We start from the raw sequence: 17293 nt of genomic DNA, 5'->3' as shown, positions 1-17293 counted from the left end.
GGCATGGCATCTGACTCCGGCACCGGGTTCTTCCTCGTGCTCGAGGGCGGCGAGGGCGGGGGCAAGTCCACCCAGGCGCGTCTCGTGGTGGAGTGGCTCCGCGAGCAGGGTCGCACGGTGCTCCAGACCAGGCAGCCGGGCGGCACGCCCGTCGGGTCGCGCCTGCGCGAGATCCTGCTCGACACCGCCACGGGCGCGCTCGACCCGCGCACCGAGTCGCTCGTGTACGCCGCCGACAAGGCCGAGCACGTCGCCACGGTCATCGCGCCGGCGCTGGCCCGCGGTGAGGTCGTGGTGTGCGACCGCTACGTCGACTCCACGCTCGCGTACCAGGGCGCCGGTCGGGCGATCGACGCCGCCGAGCTCGCCCGGGTCGCCGCCTGGGCCACGGGCGACCTCCGGCCACACCTCACGGTCGTCCTCGACGTCGACCCGGAGGTCGGGCTCGTCCGTGCCGGTCGCGCGGGCGACGGACACGACCGCATCGAGGCCGAGCCGCTGGAGTTCCACCGGCGCGTGCGCCAGCACTTCCTCGACCTCGCGGCCGAGCGCCCCGGGGAGTACCTCGTGGTCGACGCCGACCAGGAGCCCGCCGCCGTGCACGCCGGCATCCGCCAGGCCGTCACGGCCCGTCTCGCCCAGGTGGTCCGGCCATGACGGTGTGGACCGAGCTTGTCGGGCAGGAGCCCGTCGTCGACACGCTGCGGGACGTCGTCGCCGATCCGCGCGGGGCCACCCACGCCTGGCTCTTCACCGGCCCGCCCGGGTCGGGCCGGTCCACCGCGGCCCTGGCCTTCGCCGCCGCGATGCAGTGCGACGCAGGCGGCTGCGGCGCGTGCGAGTCCTGTCGCATGGCAGCGGCGGGCTCCCATCCCGACATCCGCACGATCCGTACCGACGGTCTCTCGATCGGCGTCGACCTCGCCCGTGACGCGGTGCGCCGCGCCTCGCTGCACCCCGCAGTCGGGCGCTGGCAGGTGCTCGTGGTCGAGGACGCCGACCGGCTGACCGACCAGGCCGCCAACGCGCTGCTGAAGTCGCTCGAGGAGCCCTCGCCGCAGACGATCTGGATGCTGTGCGCCCCGGCGGCCGAGGACGTCATCGTCACGATCCGGTCGCGCTGCCGGTCGGTCGTCCTGCGCACGCCGCCCGCCGCCGCGATCGCGGAGCTCCTGGTGCGCCGCGACGGGATCGAGCCGGAGCTCGCGACGGCCGTCGCGGCCGCCTCGCAGGGCCACATCGGTCGGGCACGGGGGCTGGCGCGTGATCCCGAGGCCCGCGAGCGACGCCGTCAGATCCTCGCGATCCCGCAGCGTGTGACTCACCTCGGTGACGCGCTCGTCGCGGCACAGCAGGTCGACACCGAGGCCACGGCCCGAGCCGCGGCGTTCAGTGACGTCGCCGACGCCCGCGAGCTCGACGACATCAAGGCCACCTGGGGTGTCGAGGACCGCGGGCGCCGCCCCGCCGGGTACGCCGGCGCGCTCTCGAGCCTGACCAAGGAGCAGGAGCGCCGGCGCAAGCGGCTCGCTCGAGACGCGATCGACGGCGTGCTGCTCGACCTGCTGTCCTTCTGCCGCGACGTCGCCGCGGTCCAGCTCGGGGCGGCGTCCGTCACGCACGGACTCGTCAACGCCGACGTGACCGACGCGGTCGTGGCCCAGGCCGAGGTGTGGACGGTGGAGGAGACGATGGCGGCGATCGATGCCATCGTGGAGTGCCGGCTCGCGCTGGAGGCCAATGCCGCACCGCTGCTGGCCCTCGAACGACTCATGGCGACGTTCGTGCCCGGCCGAGCCTGACCCGGGCCGCGCAGCACGTCCCAGCACCACCCACGACCTCTTGAAGACTCAGCCGACCACCACGGGGGACCACCATGTCGAAGAAGCTCTGGATCATCGGCGGGCTCGTGCTCGCGCTGATCGTGGCGGGGTCGGTCACGGCCGTGCTGCTGCTCACGTCCGGCGACGACGAGCGGGCCGACCCGCAGCCCACGGCTGAGTCCGACGTGCCCGAGGGGCTGGAGCAGTTCTACACGCAGGAGGTCGACTGGGAGGACTGCGGCACCGATCGCTGTGCCGACGTCACGGTGCCGATCGACTACGCCGACCCTGACGGCGAGACCACCGAGGTGCGCATGCGGGTCATCGGCGACTCCGGCGCCGAGCAGCACCTGTTCGTCAATCCCGGTGGTCCCGGCGGATCGGCCCTCGACTACGCCACCACGATGTCGTACCAGCTCGGCGACGACGTGCTCGACACCTACGCGATCGTCGGGGTCGATCCTCGCGGCGTGGGCAAGAGCTCGCCGCTGGAGTGCTACGACGACGAGCAGTTCGACGCCTACGTCAACACCGACCCTACCCCGGACGACCCGGCCGAGGTCCAGGAGGCGATCGACCAGCTCGAGGGCATGGCCGAGGCATGCGAGGAGAACTCCGGTGAGCTGGCCGGCCACGTGTCGACCGTCGAGGTCGCGCGCGACATGGACATCGCCCGCGCGCTCGTGGGCGACTCCACCTTCAACTGGTTCGGCGCGTCCTACGGCACCTACCTGGGGGCCACGTACGCGGCCCTGTTCCCCGAGAAGGTCGGCCGGATGGTGCTCGACGGCGCGATCAACCCCGAGCTCGGTCCGGTCGAGTCCGCGCTCGGTCAGGCCACAGGCTTCCAGCGGGCCCTCGAGGCCTACATCGCCGACTGCGTGACCGAGTCCGACTGCCCGCTCGGCACCGACGAGGACGCCGCCGAACAGCGCCTCACCGATCTCCTCGCCCAGCTCGACGCCCAGCCGATGCCCACGGGAGACCCGGATCGGCCGCTCACCGAGGGACAGGCCTTCTTCGGCGTCGCGCTGCCGCTGTACGCGGAGTCGCTGTGGCCCGAGCTCACGACGGCGCTGACCCTCGCGATCGGCCAGGGCGACGGATCCGGCCTGCAGTACCTGTCGGACGTCTACTTCGAGCGCAGCCCGAAAGGCTCCTACGGATCCAACGCAGGGCAGGTCATCACGGCGGTCAACTGCCTCGACGCGACCGAGCGCCCCACGTACGCCGACGTCGAGCCGGACGTCCCCGACTTCGCGGCCGTCTCACCGGTCTTCGGCCGCGCCCTCGCCCTGGGGGCGGCTGGCTGCTCGGCCTGGCCCTTCGAGTCCAGCGCCGACCCCGTCGACTTCTCGGCCGCGGGCGCGCCGCCGATCCTCGTGCTCGGCACGACCCGTGACCCCGCCACCCCGTACGAGCAGGCCGTCGAGCTGGCCGACATCCTCGACTCCGGCGTGCTGATCTCACGCGACGGCGACGGCCACACGGCCTACCAGTCGGGCAACCGGTGCGTCACCGACGCGGTCGACGCGTACCTGGTCGACGGCACGGTGCCGAAGAAGGACCCGGAGTGCTAGTGGGTCATTGACGCGCGGCCTCGTGGTGGCGGATGACCTCGTCGATGATGAACGTCAGGAACTTCTCGGCGAAGGTCGGGTCCAGGTCGGCGTCGATCGCGAGCGCCCGGAGCCGTTCGATCTGACGAGCCTCGCGCGCCGGATCGGACGGCGGCAGGTCGTGGGTCGCCTTGAGACGTCCGACCCGCTGGGTGTGCTTGAACCGCTCGGCGAGCAGGTGCACCAGCGCCGCATCGATGTTGTCGATGCTGGCCCGGATCCGGGCCAGCTCGTCGGTCACGTCGTCATTGCTCACGCCGCGATCCTAGGCGCCGGCCGACCCGGATTCGCCTCCCCGTCCCCGGGTGGGTAAAGTCGGGCCTCGGTCCGGCGGGCGATCCTCGGCGGACTCCGCCGCCTTAGCTCAGTCGGCAGAGCGTCTCACTCGTAATGAGAAGGTCGTCGGTTCGATTCCGACAGGCGGCTCCACCCAGGACCCCGAACCCCCGGTTCGGGGTTCTGTCGTTCGGTGACGTTTCGCTGGGCGGTGAGGTAGTCGTCTATCAAGGCCCTCGATCGACGAGTCCCTCACCGCCGCCCCCGGCGATAGGCGAGTAAGTCACCGCCCCGGGGCGAGGGCGAGGGCGAGGGCGGGCGCTCAGCCCTGCTGGCCCGAGCCGCGTTCGAAGAGCACGGGGTAGATGACCACCGCGAGCAGGAAGGCCTCCACCAGCAGGAGGGTCGAGACGATGAGTCCGAGCCACTGGTCCACGATGCCTCCGCCTTTCTGGGGGTCCTGCCATGATCAACGACCGGGCGGAGGGAGCGTTATTCAGCGTGACGAGAGTCGCTGAAGTCGGACGAGCGCCTCAGCGATGACCTCCGGCCTCTTGCAGAAGGCCCACCGCACGTACGGCCGGCCCGGCTCAGGATCGAGGTGGAGCACCTGGTGCGGCACCGCCACGACACCCGCGAGCTCGGGCAGACGGCGACAGAAGTCGAGCCCGTCGTCGAAGCCGAGCGGACGGATGTCGGTCGTCGCGAAGTACGTGGCTGCGGGTCGGATCACGTCGAAGCCCACCGCCTCGAGGCCGTCGCACAGCAGGTCGCGCTGCCCCTGCAGGTCGCGGGCGAGCTGGTCCACGAAGCCGTCGGCGTGGTCGAGAGCCCATGCGACGGCGCCCTGGAACGGGGTGCCCGAGGTGTAGCTCAGCCACTGCTTCGCGGCCATGACGGCGCCCACGAGCTCGGCGGGACCCGTGGCCCAGCCCACCTTCCAGCCCGTGACCGAGAACGACTTCCCGGCGCTCGAGATCGTCACCGTGCGGTCGGTCAGGCCCGGCACGGTGGCCAGCGGCCGGTGCCGGACGCCGTCGAAGGTCAGATGCTCGTAGACCTCGTCGCTGATGACGACCAGGTCGTGCTCCTCGGCGATCTCCGCGAGGGCCACGAGCTCGTCGTCACCCAGCACGACGCCCGTCGGGTTGTGCGGGGTGTTGACCATGATGGCCCGGGTGCGCGGCCCGACGGCAGCACGGAGCTCGTCGACCGGGAGCCGGAACTCCGGAGCCCGCAGCGTGACGGGCACGGGCACCGCCCCGGCCATCTGCACCATCGCGACGTAGGAGTCGTAGAACGGTTCGAGCACGACGACCTCGTCGCCGGGGTCCACGAGTCCGAGCACCGCCGCGGCGATGGCCTCGGTGGCACCCGTCGTGACCACGACCTCACGATCGGGATCGAGCTCGATCCCGTGGTGGCGAGCCTGGTGCCGGGCGATCGCGGCGCGCAGCTCGGGCGTGCCGAGGCCGGGCGCATACTGGTTCTCGCCTGCGGCGATCGCGGCGCGGGCGCGGTCGAGAAGCTCGGGCGGCCCACTGGTGTCGGGGAATCCCTGGCCGAGGTTGACCGCGCCGGTGCGGGCGGCCAGGGCGCTCATCTCGGCGAAGATCGTGGTGCCGAGGTGCGCGACGCGGGTGCTGGGACGGGCCATGTCGGCGAGCCTAGACGCCAGGTGCCGCTGCACGAACGACCCCGGACATGTAAAGACCCCGCCGTTCTCGGGGGGTGAAACGGCGGGGCTGGTCCCAGTGTACCCACACCCGTGGTTGGCTCGTCAACTAGGTGATGGCGTCCGGACACCGGAGGTCGCGATTTCCTGACGACTCTTCGGAGTCGTGTGGAATGATGGCGGCATCATGGCCGTCATCGAGGCTCCTCAGCAGCCCTCCTCGCCTCCGCCGCGGCGTCGCAAGCCGCGGCGTCGTAGCCGCCTTCTGACGATCCTGGGTCTGGCGCTCGTGCTGACCGGAGTCGGCTTCATCGCCTACGTCGGGTGGGAGCTCTACGGCACCAACATCGTCGCGGCGCAGAAGCAGGAGGAGATCAAGGAGCAGATCTCCGAGGACTGGGCCAACAACATCGACTCCAACGCGATCGGCCTGCTGCGCGTCGATCGTTGGGGCAGCGACTACGAGATGCCGATCATCCCCGGCAGCGACCTGCTCGACGCCCAGGGCCGGTCGGCCCTGGCCAGCGGCGTGGGCTGGTACGAGAAGGGTGTCGGTCCCGGCGAGGTCGGCAACTTCGTGATCGCCGGCCACCGCAGTGGCCGCGGTGCGGTCTTCAAGCGCCTTCCCGACCTGCGGGCCGGTGACGTCATCGAGATCGAGACCCGCACGCAGGTCTTCACCTACAAGCTGCGCATGAACGGCGACGAGATCAAGGTCGACTACACGACCGGCTGGCCGCTGTTTCCCGTCCCGGACCCCAATGCGCGGGGCGCCACGCCCACCGAGCCGGTCCTGACGATGATCACCTGCGCGGAGATGTTCCACACCGACAACCGCCGGGTCGTGATCGGCGACCTGCTCGACGTCGTGGACAAGCCTGCGGTCCAGGCCGCCCCTGCCGCCCCGTGAGTCGAGCCCGATGAGTCGAGCAGAGTGACGCAGGTCCACGACTACCAGCGGGAGTTCGTCGAGTTCGCGCTCGACCTCGGCGTGCTCTCCTTCGGCGAGTTCACGCTCAAGTCGGGCCGCACGTCGCCGTACTTCTTCAACGCTGGGGGCTTTCGCACCGGCGCTGCCCTGGCGGGCCTCGGCCGCTTCTACGCCGACGCCCTGGTGGCGGCCGACCGGCAGTTCGACGTCCTGATGGGGCCGGCCTACAAGGGCATCCCGATCGCCGCGGCGACGGCCGTCCAGCTGGCCGAGCGGCACGGTCGCGACGTCCCGTGGTGCTTCAACCGCAAGGAGGCCAAGGACCACGGCGAGGGCGGCACGATTGTGGGCACGCCGCTCGAGGGCCGGGTCCTGGTCATCGACGACGTCATCACGGCGGGCACCGCGATCCGCGAGGTCGCCGACATCGTGGAGTCCGCGGGCGCCGAGCTCGTCGGGGTCACGGTCGCGGTCGACCGGCAGGAGCGTGGACAGGGCGAGCTGTCGGCCATCGGCGAGGTCGAGCGTGATCTCGGCATCGCCGTCGACGCGATCGTCAATCTCGACCAGCTCATCGCCTGCCTCGCCGAGACCGGCCGGCACGCCGAGCACCTCGAGGCCGTGCGGCAGTACCGCAGCGCCTACGGGGCATGACCCAGGAGCCCGATGGGCCCGGGCCGGAGCGGCCGGAGGTCGGCGTCGGGCCCTGGGACGGGCCACTCCCGGCCGGTGACCACTGGGACCCCGAGCTGCTGGCGGCGGGCGATCGCCGCAACGTCGTCGACCGCTACCGCTACTGGCGCCACGAGGCGATCGTCGCCGACCTCGACACGCGACGCCACGGGTTCCACGTCGCGATCGAGAACTGGCAGCACGACTTCAACATCGGCTCGATCGTGCGCACGGCCAACGCGTTCCTCGCGGCCGAGGTGCACGTCGTGGGGCGACGCCGGTGGAACCGGCGCGGGGCGATGGTCACCGACCGCTACCAGCACGTGCGTCATCACGAGACCGTCGCCGACCTCGTGGCGTGGGCGGCCGAGCGCGATCTGCCGCTGCTCGGCATCGACAACGTCGAGGGATCGGAGCCGATCGAGTCGGCGGGCCTGCCCGCGCGGTGCGTGCTGGTGTTCGGGCAGGAAGGCCCGGGCCTGAGCGAGGAGGCGCGCACGGCCAGCGAGCGGCTGCTCTCGATCGCCCAGTTCGGCTCGACCCGGTCGATCAACGCCGGCGCAGCCGCGGCCGTGGCGATGCACGCCTGGATCCGCCAGCACGCGGCCCAGCCGGCTGACTAGCATCGGCGGCATGTCCGACGTCGTCGTCGAGGTCGTGGAGCCGAGCTCGGCAGCCGCCCGTGCTGCGGTCGCGGCCTATCTGCGTGAGCTCGACGAGATCTTCGCGACGGGCTTCGACCCGGATCAGGCCGCCCAGGACGAGCTCGAGTTCACCGGCGACCGTGGTCTGTTCCTGGTGGGTCGCTCGGGGGTCGAGGTCGTCGGCTGTGGGGCCCTGCGGTGGCTGGAGCCCGGCGTGGCCGAGATCAAGCGCATGTGGGTGAATCGCGACTGGCGGGGCCGCGGGGTCGCGCAGCGGCTGCTGACCCGGCTCGAGACCGAGGCAGTCCGGCACGGACGCCCCGTCGTGCGGCTCGACACGAATGCCGAGCTGACCGCGGCGATCGCGATGTACCGGCGATCGGGCTATCGCGAGGTGCCCCGCTACAACGACAACCCGTACGCCCAGCACTGGTTCGAGAAGCACGTCGGCTGACCGCTGGCGCTCAGCGGGCTCGCGGGGGTGCGCCTAGGCTCGGCCGCATGGCCCACGTCGTCGTGATCGGTGGTGACGCCGCTGGCATGAGCGCCGCGGCGGCGCTGCGTCGTCGTCTTCCGGACTCCGACGAGGTGATCGTGCTGGAGCGGGGCGAGTGGACCTCGTACTCCGCGTGCGGCATCCCCTACTGGGTCGCGGGCGAGGTCGAGTCGGCCGATGATCTCGTGGCGCGCACCCCCGAGGAGCACCGCCGGAACGGTATCGACCTGCGCACCGACACCGAGGTCGTCGCGATCGATCTCGAGGCGCGCGAGGTCCACACCGCCGCAGGCGAGCGCATCGGCTTCGAGGTGCTGATCATCGCCACGGGCGCCGAGCCGCTGCGGCCCGACCTGCCCGGCATCGACGGCGCCGGCATCCTCGGCGTGCAGAGCCTCGGGGACGGCCGGGCCGTGATCGAGGCGCTCGAGGAGAAGCCGCAGGACGTCGTCGTCGTGGGCAGCGGCTACGTCGGCCTGGAGATGGCGGAGGCGTTCGTGGTGCGCGGGATCGGCACGACGGTCGTCGAGCGCGCGCCGGTGCCCCTGTCGATCATCGAGCCGGCCCTGGGTGAGATCGTCGCCGAGACGATGCGCGCCCGCGGCATCGAGCTGCTGACCGGGGCGGAGGTCGAGGGCTTCGAGCTCGACGACGACGGTCACGTCCGCGGTGTCGTCGTCGGCGGGCGGACGCTCCCCGCCGACCTCGTCGTGCTCGGCCTTGGCGTCAGGGCCAGGTCCGACCTGGCCGCCGCCGCGGGCCTGCCCACCGGGGTCAAGGGCGGCATCGTGACCGACGCGCGCCAGCGGGTCGTCGGAGCCGACCGGATCTGGGCCGCGGGCGACTGCGTCGAGACGCGCGACCGCACGACCGATCTGCCGATCCACCTGCCGCTCGGCACGCACGCCAACAAGCAGGGGATGGTCGTGGCCGACGACGTCGCGGCCACGCTGCTCCAGGAGCCGAACCGGCTGACCTTCCCGGGCGTCGTCCAGACCGCGATCACCAAGTTCTGCGCCCTGGAGATCTCGCGCACCGGACTGGGTGAGCAGCAGGCCCGGGACGCCGGCTTCGATCCGGTCGTCGTCTCGATCCAGACCAGCGACCGGGCGGGGTACATGCCCGATGCGGGCTCCATGACGGTGCTCCTGGTGGCCGACCGCGGGTCGCGGCGCCTGCTCGGGGTGCAGGTCGTGGGCACCGAGAACGCCGGGCTCCGGGTCGACGCTGCGGCCACGGCGCTCGCCGCGGGCATGACGGTCGACGACGTCGTGATGCTGGATCTCGCGTATGCGCCACCGTTCGCCTCGGTGTGGAGCCCGATCCAGGTCGCGGCGCGCGCGGCGGTCAAGGCCCTCGGTGCCTGACAGCCGCACGGCTGGAATACTGGCCTGCGGACATCGTCCGCGTCTCCACCTCTGACCCGCCGTGACCCAGGAGCCTTCATGCCCGTCGCCACTCCCGAGATCTACGCCGAGATGCTCGACAAGGCCAAGCGCGAGTCGTACGCGTACCCGGCCATCAACGTCTCGAGCTCGCAGACCCTGAACGCGGCCCTCGCCGGCTTCGCCGAGGCCGAGAGCGACGGCATCATCCAGATCTCCACCGGAGGCGCCGAGTACCTCTCCGGCCCGACCGTCAAGGACATGGTCTCGGGTTCGCTGGCCTTCGCCGCGTTCGCGCAGGAGGTCGCCAAGAAGTATCCCGTCAACGTCGCGCTGCACACCGACCACTGCCCCAAGGACAAGCTCGACGGCTTCGTGCGCCCGCTCGTCGCGGCCTCGGAGGAGCGCGTGAAGTCGGGCGGTCTGCCGTACTTCCAGTCGCACATGTGGGACGGCTCGGCCGTGCCGCTGGAGGAGAACCTCGCCATCGCGAAGGACCTCCTGGCGCGCTGCGCGGCTGCCAAGATCATCCTCGAGGTCGAGATCGGCATCGTCGGTGGCGAGGAGGACGGTGTCGAGGGTGGCATGGGCGAGCACCTCTACACGACCCCCGAGGACGCGCTGGCCACGGCTTCGGCGCTGGGTGTCGGGGAGCAGGGCCGGTACCTGACCGCGCTGACGTTCGGCAACGTCCACGGCGTCTACAAGCCCGGCAACGTCACGCTGCGCCCGGAGATCCTCAAGGCCGCCCAGGAGGCCGTCGCCGCGCAGTACGGCAAGGAGGCGCCGTTCGACCTGGTCTTCCACGGCGGTTCGGGCTCCCTGCCCGAGGAGATCTCGGCCGCGGTCGACTACGGCGTCGTCAAGATGAACGTCGACACCGACACGCAGTACGCGTTCACCCGCCCGGTCGCGGGCCACATGCTGGCGAACTACGACGGCGTCCTGAAGGTCGACGGCGAGGTCGGCAACAAGAAGCAGTACGACCCGCGCGCCTGGGGCAAGGCCGCCGAGGCCGGCATGGCCGCGCGCATCGTGCAGGCCTGCGCCGAGCTCCGCAGCACCGGCACCAAGCTCTGAGTCCTGCTCAGGTGCGAAGCCCCTCCAGGACCCGGTCCTGGAGGGGCTTCGCCGTTCGCGGGCGTGGCGTCGGTGGATCGGCCCGGGCAGACCCGAGCGACAACCGGCCACGGGCGACCGCCCGGCGCGGCCGTGTCGACACGAAACGTGGATGACACGCGACCTCACACGCTCTTGTTCCGGGTGGAACCAGTCGGCAACATCTGGGCCGTGAACTTGAGCCATGACCTCGGCTCACGGTGCGCGACCCCACTGGGACTCCCACCGCCACATCGGCCGGCTGCCGGAGTACGCCTTCTACGGCGGCCCGCCGGTCCAGGCCGACATCACCGCCAAGGCCACGGTCGCGGAGTTCCTCGCGACGCTCGACGCCGAGGGTACCGAGCGGGCGCTGGTGCTGCCGAACTACGGCGTGCCGATCCCCGACGCCGCGTTCGACCTCAACCCGCTCGCGATCGAGGCCGCCCAGGCCGACGACCGGGTCAGCTGCGGCCTGTGGGTCTCGCCCAAGGCCTCTGACGCCGCGCGCAACGACGGCGCCCTCGCCCTGGCGACCGAGCGAGGGGTCAAGGCGCTCAAGACGAGCTTCCTCCTCGGCGGCTCGCCCACCGACCCCGACTGCGCCGAGCAGATCGACCGCATCTTCACGGCCGCCGCCCAGCACGACCTCGTGGTGCACGTGCACACCTCGCCAGGCGCCGCGAGCGACATCGACCAGATCGGTCATCTCGTCGACCGGTACGGCGACGAGGTCAAGATCCACCTGGTCCACCTCGGCGGCGGCATGAGCGGCCACATGAAGCTCATCGGCGGCCGCCTCTTCGACTGGATCGAGGCGGGCAAGCAGGTCTACACCGACACGAGCTGGACGATCGGCTTCGCCCCGCTGTGGCTCGTGGACGAGATCGAGAAGCGCGGCATCGGCCATGACCGGATCCTCTTCGCGACCGACGCCCCGTGGGGCGACTTCGCCGGCGAGCACGCACGCCTCGCGGCCGCCGCCGGCGACGGCGAGCTCGCCGACCACTTCTTCCACCGCAACTTCGAGGCGCTCTACGGCAGCTGACCTCGACCACCAGCCCTGGCCCGCAACGGCGCGACGCCAGCTGCACGACCCCACACCCACCACCGCAGCACGCCAGTCCGACACCACCAGGAGAACTGATGACCGACATCGACGACCAGATCGCCGCCAACATCGAGGCCTCGCTCGCCGAGATCGCGCACCCGTCGCTGCCGAAGGGCACGAACCTCTACGGCTCCACCAAGATCTTCCCCGACTACCAGGCCGAGGAGGGCCAGTCGTACTTCACCCTGATCCACGGCATCCCGCACGAGTCGTCGGTCAGCTTCGTCGCGATCCTGCAGGCCACGCGGGCCCTGCGCAAGGGCTTCGAGACGGCGATCTACTTCTACGGCCCGGGCACCCTGGCGTGCTCGGCCAACCGCGGCTTCCCGACCACCGGCGACGCAGGGTTCCCGGGCGAGCTCAACATGAACGCCTCGCTCGAGACCTACATCGCCGAGGGCGGCACGGTGTACTGCTGCCGATTCGGCCTGGCCCTGCACGGCATCCGCGAGGAGGACCTGATCGAGGGCGTCATCCCGGCGCACCCGCTCGACGTGCAGGACGCGGTCATCCACTACGCCCGCAAGGGCGCGATCATCAACTCGGTCTACAACCTCTGATCCCGACCGGCCGACCCACCAGGGACTGAGGAGAGCTCATGAACGCGCCCAGCTGCGGAGCCACAGCGACCCGCACCAGCACTCGAGTCGATGTCGCCATCTCGGGCATCCGACTGCTCGATGCGCCGGTCAGCCGGCAGTCGGGCGCGGGACCGAGCGACGACGGTCACGTGCTGCTCGGGGGGATCGGGACCGCGGTCCCGATCAACCCCGACAGCCCGTTCACGATCAACCGGGGGCGCCTGCTCCTCGACGGGGCCGACACCGGCCTCGGCGTGGAGCCGGTGCGCCGCCCGGCGTTCTACGACCTCGAGACGGCTGACGGAGTCTCGTACGAGAAGATCGCCCGGCTGCACTCGGCTCACGTCCTCGCGACGACCGTCGTGCAGACGTGCGTGCGGTACGACGAGGCCGAACGGTGCCGGTTCTGCGCGATCGAGAAGTCGCTCGAGGCGGGCTCGACCATCGCGGTCAAGACGCCCGCGCAGATCGCCGAGGTCGCCAAGGCTGCGCACGACCTCGACGGCATCACGCAGATGGTCATGACCACCGGGACGTCGAACGGCCGCGACCGGGGCGCGACCCACCTGGCGCGCTGCGTCCGGGCCGTCCGCGCGGTGCTGCCCGACCTCGCGATCCAGGTGCAGTGCGAGCCTCCGGCCGACCTGCAGACCATCACCGACCTGTACGAGGCGGGCGCCCGGTCGATCGGCATCCACGTGGAGTCGATGGACGACGGCGTGCGCCGACGCTGGATGCCGGGCAAGGCACAGGTCCCGCTCGACGAGTACCGCGCGGCGTGGAAGGAGGCCGTGCGGGTCTTCGGCCACAACCAGGTCTCGACCTACCTGCTGGTCGGTCTCGGCGAGGACCCCGACGAGATGGTCGAGGCGGCCCAGGAGCTCATCGACCTGGGCGTCTACCCGTTCGTCGTGCCCTTCCGCCCGCTGGCCGGCACGCTCGCGACCGATGTCGACCGGGTGCCCCCACCGGCGGCGCCGGTGCTGCAGGACGTCACGCGCCGGGTCGCCCACGCGCTGATGGAGGCCGGCATGCACGGGTCGGACCAGGCCGCGGGATGCGCCGCGTGCGGAGCCTGCAGCGTCCTGCAGAGCGAAGGTGCCTGACATGGCCGACGTGACGACGGCGGGAGACCTCGACCGGGGCATCCTGACCGGCACGCGGCCCTCGCCCGCCCCGACCTTCCTGGTCGAGCAAGCGCACTCGCGCGCCGATCTCGACGCCTACCGGGCGCTGCGACGCGACGTGTTCGTGGCCGAGCAGGGGATCTTCGCCGCTCACGACGCCGATCGCGTCGACGACGACCCCCGCACGATCGTCCTGGTGGCGCGGACGCCGGAGGGGGCCGTGCTCGGCGGCGTCCGGATCGCGCCCGCGGTCGAGGGACGCGACATCGGCTGGTGGTCGGGCAGTCGGCTGGCGGTCAGCGCCGCGGCACGCGCCCACGCAGGCGTCCGCGGAGGCATCGGCGGTGCGCTGGTCCGCGCGGCCTGCGCCCGAGCCGAGGTTGAGGGCGCCCTGCGCTTCGACGCCACGGTGCAGGCGCAGAACGAGCCCTTGTTCGCCCGGCTCGGCTGGACGACCCTCGGGACGCTCGACGTGCACGGGCGCCCGCACGTGCACATGCTCTGGCCGATCGACCGCGTCGAGCGCCTCGCCCGGGCCACGAAGGCTGCGCTCGGCGCAGTCCTCGACGGTCTGGGGACCGACGGCCTCGGGGCGCCCGACGGCTTCGTCGGCGACGACGCCGCCCCGGTGCCCGGGTCCGACCTGCTCGCCGCGTGCGACGCGATCCTGCCGTCGATGGTCGAGCGCGACCCGGAGTGGGCCGGGTGGTGCGCGGTCCTGGTCAATCTCAACGACATCTCGGCGATGGGTGCCGCGCCCGTCGGCCTGCTCGACGCCGTGGGCGCCCGCGACGCGTCGTTCGCCCGGCGCATCGTCCGGGGCCTGCGCGCCGCCTCGCAGGCCTGGGGCGTCCCGGTGCTCGGCGGGCACACCCAGCTCGGCGTGCCGGCGTCGCTCAGCGTCACGGCCCTGGGTCGCGCCGACCACCCGGTCCCCGGCGGCGGAGGCCGCCCCGGCGAGTCGCTGCGACTCACGGCCGACCTGGGCGGGGGCTGGCGGCCCGGGTACACCGGATTGCAGTGGGACAGCTCCTCGCACCGGTCGGCCGACGAGCTGCGGGCCCTGGCCGACGTGGTGCCGGCGCTGCACCCGACCGCCGCCAAGGACGTCAGCATGACCGGCGTCATCGGCACCACCGGCATGCTCGCCGAGGCCAGCGGGTGCAAGGCCGTGCTCGAGGTCGCGAAGATCCCCATGCCGACCGCGGCGAAGGCTGGCGACTGGCTTACCTGCTTCCCGGGTTTCGCGATGATCTCGGCCGAGCGCACCCCGGCACGGGCGGCACTGCCGCCGCACGTCGACACCGCCGTCTGCGGACGGCTGACCGAGGGCCGCGGGGTCGACCTGCGCTGGCCCGACGGCCTCGTGACCTCCACGATCGCCGGCACCGTCACGGGGCTGGGCCCCGCGACGGAGCACCTCACGGAAGGGCTCTCCGCATGACCATGACCCACCTGGCCGCCGCGGCCGCCAACTTCGGGCGCGACCTCGACGAGGCCTACGCCCAGATCACCCACCTGGTCGCCGAGGCGCGATCGCGCGACGTCGCGCTCCTGGCGTTGCCCGAGGCGGCGCTCGGTGGCTACCTCTCGACCCTGCACACCGACGGGGACGGGCCCGACTCCCTCCCGCCCGTGCTCGACCTGGACGGTCCCGAGCTGCGCCGGGTCGCCGAGATCGCGGGCGACATGACCGTCGTCGTCGGCTTCTGCGAGGCCGACGGGCCCACCCGGTACAACTCCGCCGCCGCGCTCACCGGCGACGGCGTGATCGGCGTGCACCGCAAGGTGCACCAACCGCTCGGGGAGAACCTCTACTACCAGGCCGGTGACGTCTACGAGACCTTCGAGACGCCGGTCGGTCGCGTCGGAATGCTGATCTGCTACGACAAGGCCTTCCCCGAGGCGGCCCGGGCCCTGGCCCTCGACGGTGCCGAGATCGTGGCCTGCATCTCGGCCTGGCCCTCGTCGCGCACGGCCGGCGCGAGCGACATCGCCGAGGACCGTTGGACCACGCGGTTCAACCTCTTCGACCAGGCGCGGGCGCTCGAGAACCAGATCGTGTGGCTCGCGGCCAACCAGGTCGGCACGTTCGGTTCGATGCGGTTCGTGGCCAACGCCAAGGTGGTCGGTCCGGGCGGCGACGTGCTCGCCACGACCGGCACCGAGGCGGGCCTGGCGATCGCGGGCCTCGACGTCGAAGCCGCTCTCGCGACGGCGCGACGCTCGATGTTTCACCTGCGCGACCGGCGCCCCGACACCTACACGAAGGCGCCGGCCCATGCCTGAGATGACCGTGACCGTGCGCTGGCCCGATGGTCGCGTCGCCGACTGCTACTCCCCGTCGCTCGTGATGCACGACCACCTCGCCCCGGGCGCGACGTACCGGGTCGACGACTTCACCCGCCGGTCGCAGGCGGCGCTGGCCGAGGCCAGCGAGCGGGTGCGGGCGCGGTACGGCTTCGCCTGCACCGCCTCGGCGGCCTCGTTCGAGCAGATCCGTGCCACCGCGGCGGGCTTCGCGCCCGCCGACCTCGTCGAGGTCCTCGACATGCAGCCGCCCCTCCCCGAGACCTCAGTGTCCGCTGCCCAGGAGTCGTCATGAGCATCCCCGTCGCGATCGTCGGAGCCGGCCAGGCCGGTCTGTCGGTCAGCTGGTTCCTGACCCGCGAAGGCGTCGAGCACGTGCTGCTCGAGGCCTCCACCACGGCCCACGAGTGGACCGATCGGCGGTGGGACAACTTCACGCTCGTGACACCGAACTGGCACTGCCGCCTTCCCGGCTACGCCTACGACGGCGACGACCCCGATGGATTCATGAACCGCGAGGAGGTGGCGGCCTGGCTCGCGGGCTACGTCGCGAGCTTCGACCCGCCGGTGCGTGAGCACACCGCGGTGACGCTGCTGACCGAGCGCGAGGGCGGCGGGTTCGAGCTCACCCTCCAGGGGCCCGGCGGCGAGGAGCTGCTCGAGGCCGAGCACGTGGTGCTCGCCACGGGCGGCTACCACCTGCCGATCGTGCCGCCCTTCGCCGCGGGCATCGACCCGTCGATCACCCAGGTGCACTCGGCCGACTACCGCAACGCGGCCCAGCTGCCGGACGGTGAGGTCCTGGTGGTCGGCTCGGGCCAGTCGGGGGCGCAGATCGCCGAGGACCTGCACCTCGAGGGCCGCGCGGTCCATCTCGCACTGGGCGACGCGCCCCGCGTCGCGCGCTTCTACCGGGGCCGCGACTGCATGACCTGGCTGTCCGACATGGGCCTCTACGACACCCCGGTGCAGCAGTATCCCGGCGGCCGGGCGGCGCGGGAGAAGACCAACCACTACGTCACGGGACGCGAGGGCGGTCGCGACATCGACCTGCGCCAGTTCGCCGTCGAGGGCATGCGGCTCTACGGCCTGATGTCCGGCGCCGAGGGCACCCGGCTGTCCTTCGAGCCCACCATGACGGCGGCGCTGGACTCCGCGGACGCGGTCTACAACTCGATCTGCCGCGACATCGACGCGTTCATCGAGCGCGAGGGCATCGACGCGCCGCCGGGCGGTCAGTACGAACCGGTCTGGACGCCCGACCACGAGCCACGGATGCTCGACCTCGCGGAGGCCGGCATCACCTCGATCGTCTGGGGCATCGGCTACCGGCCCGACTACCGCTGGGTCAAGGTCGGGGTCTTCGACGGTGCCGCGGCGCCCACCCAGACGCGCGGGATCACGTCGGTGCCGGGGCTGTACTTCCTCGGGCTGCCGTGGATGCACACGTGGGGCTCGGGACGCTTCGCCGGCATCGCCCGCGACGCCGAGCACGTCTTCCACGCCATCGTCGGGGCGCGGCAGCCCGCCTCGGCCCGGCACTAG

18 protein-coding genes and 1 tRNA gene are annotated in these 17293 nt (G+C 71.8%); 17 read left to right on the top strand and 2 right to left on the bottom strand.

Features of this window, described 5'->3' with window-relative positions; genetic code table 11:
* Positions 1 to 3 precede the first annotated feature (3 nt).
* From tmk to KAG51_RS07490, 3 genes are all read left to right on the top strand, one after another.
* On the top strand, positions 4 to 657 hold the full coding sequence (tmk, locus tag KAG51_RS07500) for a dTMP kinase (RefSeq protein WP_290582222.1): 654 nt from the start codon (positions 4 to 6) through the stop codon (positions 655 to 657).
* Positions 654 to 1802, top strand: coding sequence for a DNA polymerase III subunit delta' (locus KAG51_RS07495; protein ID WP_290582220.1), 1149 nt, complete (start codon positions 654 to 656; stop codon positions 1800 to 1802). Before tmk ends, KAG51_RS07495 begins: the two co-directional genes overlap by 4 nt.
* Positions 1803 to 1876: 74 nt before the next feature.
* Entirely contained in the window at positions 1877 to 3403 is a 1527-nt protein-coding gene (locus tag KAG51_RS07490; RefSeq protein WP_290582218.1) for an alpha/beta fold hydrolase, read from the top strand.
* 4 nt (positions 3404 to 3407) lie between these two features.
* Here the strand turns inward: KAG51_RS07490 and KAG51_RS07485 are convergent, their stop codons facing one another.
* A complete protein-coding gene (locus KAG51_RS07485; RefSeq protein WP_290582216.1) occupies positions 3408 to 3698 on the bottom strand; it encodes a chorismate mutase in 291 nt (96 codons plus the stop codon).
* A gap of 97 nt (positions 3699 to 3795) precedes the next feature.
* On the opposite strand from KAG51_RS07485, the gene KAG51_RS07480 reads away from it, so the two are divergent.
* Positions 3796 to 3871 (top strand) — tRNA-Thr (locus KAG51_RS07480).
* Between the two features lie 343 nt (positions 3872 to 4214).
* On the opposite strand, the gene KAG51_RS07475 is transcribed toward KAG51_RS07480, so the two are convergent.
* A complete protein-coding gene (locus tag KAG51_RS07475) occupies positions 4215 to 5375 on the bottom strand; it encodes a pyridoxal phosphate-dependent aminotransferase (protein WP_290582214.1) in 1161 nt (386 codons plus the stop codon).
* A 205-nt stretch (positions 5376 to 5580) separates the two neighbouring features.
* On the opposite strand from KAG51_RS07475, the gene KAG51_RS07470 reads away from it, so the two are divergent.
* The 13 genes from KAG51_RS07470 (at position 5581) to KAG51_RS07410 (ending at position 17293) form a co-directional block, all read left to right on the top strand.
* Positions 5581 to 6303 carry a sortase gene (locus KAG51_RS07470; protein ID WP_290582211.1) on the top strand — a complete coding sequence of 241 codons (723 nt, stop codon included), beginning with the start codon at positions 5581 to 5583 and terminating at the stop codon, positions 6301 to 6303.
* 24 nt (positions 6304 to 6327) lie between these two features.
* Positions 6328 to 6978 carry an orotate phosphoribosyltransferase gene (gene pyrE, locus KAG51_RS07465; RefSeq protein ID WP_290582209.1) on the top strand — a complete coding sequence of 217 codons (651 nt, stop codon included), beginning with the start codon at positions 6328 to 6330 and terminating at the stop codon, positions 6976 to 6978.
* Positions 6975 to 7619: an RNA methyltransferase gene (locus KAG51_RS07460; RefSeq protein WP_290582207.1), complete on the top strand. Its 645-nt coding sequence runs from the start codon at positions 6975 to 6977 to the stop codon at positions 7617 to 7619. The genes pyrE and KAG51_RS07460 overlap by 4 nt, the downstream gene beginning before the upstream one ends.
* A 10-nt stretch (positions 7620 to 7629) precedes the next feature.
* Positions 7630 to 8094 carry a GNAT family N-acetyltransferase gene (locus KAG51_RS07455; RefSeq protein WP_290582205.1) on the top strand — a complete coding sequence of 155 codons (465 nt, stop codon included), beginning with the start codon at positions 7630 to 7632 and terminating at the stop codon, positions 8092 to 8094.
* A gap of 47 nt (positions 8095 to 8141) precedes the next feature.
* Positions 8142 to 9503: an FAD-dependent oxidoreductase gene (locus KAG51_RS07450; RefSeq protein ID WP_290582203.1), complete on the top strand. Its 1362-nt coding sequence runs from the start codon at positions 8142 to 8144 to the stop codon at positions 9501 to 9503.
* Positions 9504 to 9581: 78 nt separating this feature from the next.
* Complete coding sequence (gene fbaA / locus KAG51_RS07445) at positions 9582 to 10601, top strand: class II fructose-bisphosphate aldolase (RefSeq protein WP_290582201.1); 1020 nt, start codon at positions 9582 to 9584, stop codon at positions 10599 to 10601.
* Positions 10602 to 10824: 223 nt separating this feature from the next.
* Positions 10825 to 11667 (top strand): amidohydrolase family protein, encoded by an 843-nt coding sequence (locus KAG51_RS07440; protein WP_290582199.1) that lies wholly within the window; start codon positions 10825 to 10827, stop codon positions 11665 to 11667.
* Between the two features lie 98 nt (positions 11668 to 11765).
* Positions 11766 to 12290 carry an MSMEG_0572/Sll0783 family nitrogen starvation response protein gene (locus tag KAG51_RS07435; RefSeq protein ID WP_290582197.1) on the top strand — a complete coding sequence of 175 codons (525 nt, stop codon included), beginning with the start codon at positions 11766 to 11768 and terminating at the stop codon, positions 12288 to 12290.
* A 38-nt stretch (positions 12291 to 12328) separates the two neighbouring features.
* The gene (locus tag KAG51_RS07430; protein WP_290582195.1) at positions 12329 to 13417 is read left to right on the top strand and encodes an MSMEG_0568 family radical SAM protein; all 1089 of its coding nucleotides are present in this window, start codon (positions 12329 to 12331) and stop codon (positions 13415 to 13417) included.
* 1 nt (position 13418) lies between these two features.
* A complete protein-coding gene (locus KAG51_RS07425; RefSeq protein WP_290582193.1) occupies positions 13419 to 14882 on the top strand; it encodes an MSMEG_0567/sll0787 family protein in 1464 nt (487 codons plus the stop codon).
* Complete coding sequence (locus tag KAG51_RS07420; protein WP_290582191.1) at positions 14879 to 15727, top strand: carbon-nitrogen hydrolase family protein; 849 nt, start codon at positions 14879 to 14881, stop codon at positions 15725 to 15727. The genes KAG51_RS07425 and KAG51_RS07420 overlap by 4 nt, the downstream gene beginning before the upstream one ends.
* Positions 15720 to 16043: an MSMEG_0570 family nitrogen starvation response protein gene (locus KAG51_RS07415; RefSeq protein ID WP_290582189.1), complete on the top strand. Its 324-nt coding sequence runs from the start codon at positions 15720 to 15722 to the stop codon at positions 16041 to 16043. Before KAG51_RS07420 ends, KAG51_RS07415 begins: the two co-directional genes overlap by 8 nt.
* Positions 16040 to 17293 carry an MSMEG_0569 family flavin-dependent oxidoreductase gene (locus KAG51_RS07410; protein WP_290582187.1) on the top strand — a complete coding sequence of 418 codons (1254 nt, stop codon included), beginning with the start codon at positions 16040 to 16042 and terminating at the stop codon, positions 17291 to 17293. The genes KAG51_RS07415 and KAG51_RS07410 overlap by 4 nt, the downstream gene beginning before the upstream one ends.

Origin of the sequence: Aeromicrobium sp. (assembly GCF_023146395.1) — a bacterium.
Classification (GTDB): Bacteria; Actinomycetota; Actinomycetes; order Propionibacteriales; family Nocardioidaceae; genus Aeromicrobium.
Note: the sequence above shows the minus strand (reverse complement) of the source record. Positions and strands in the feature narration are given on the sequence as shown.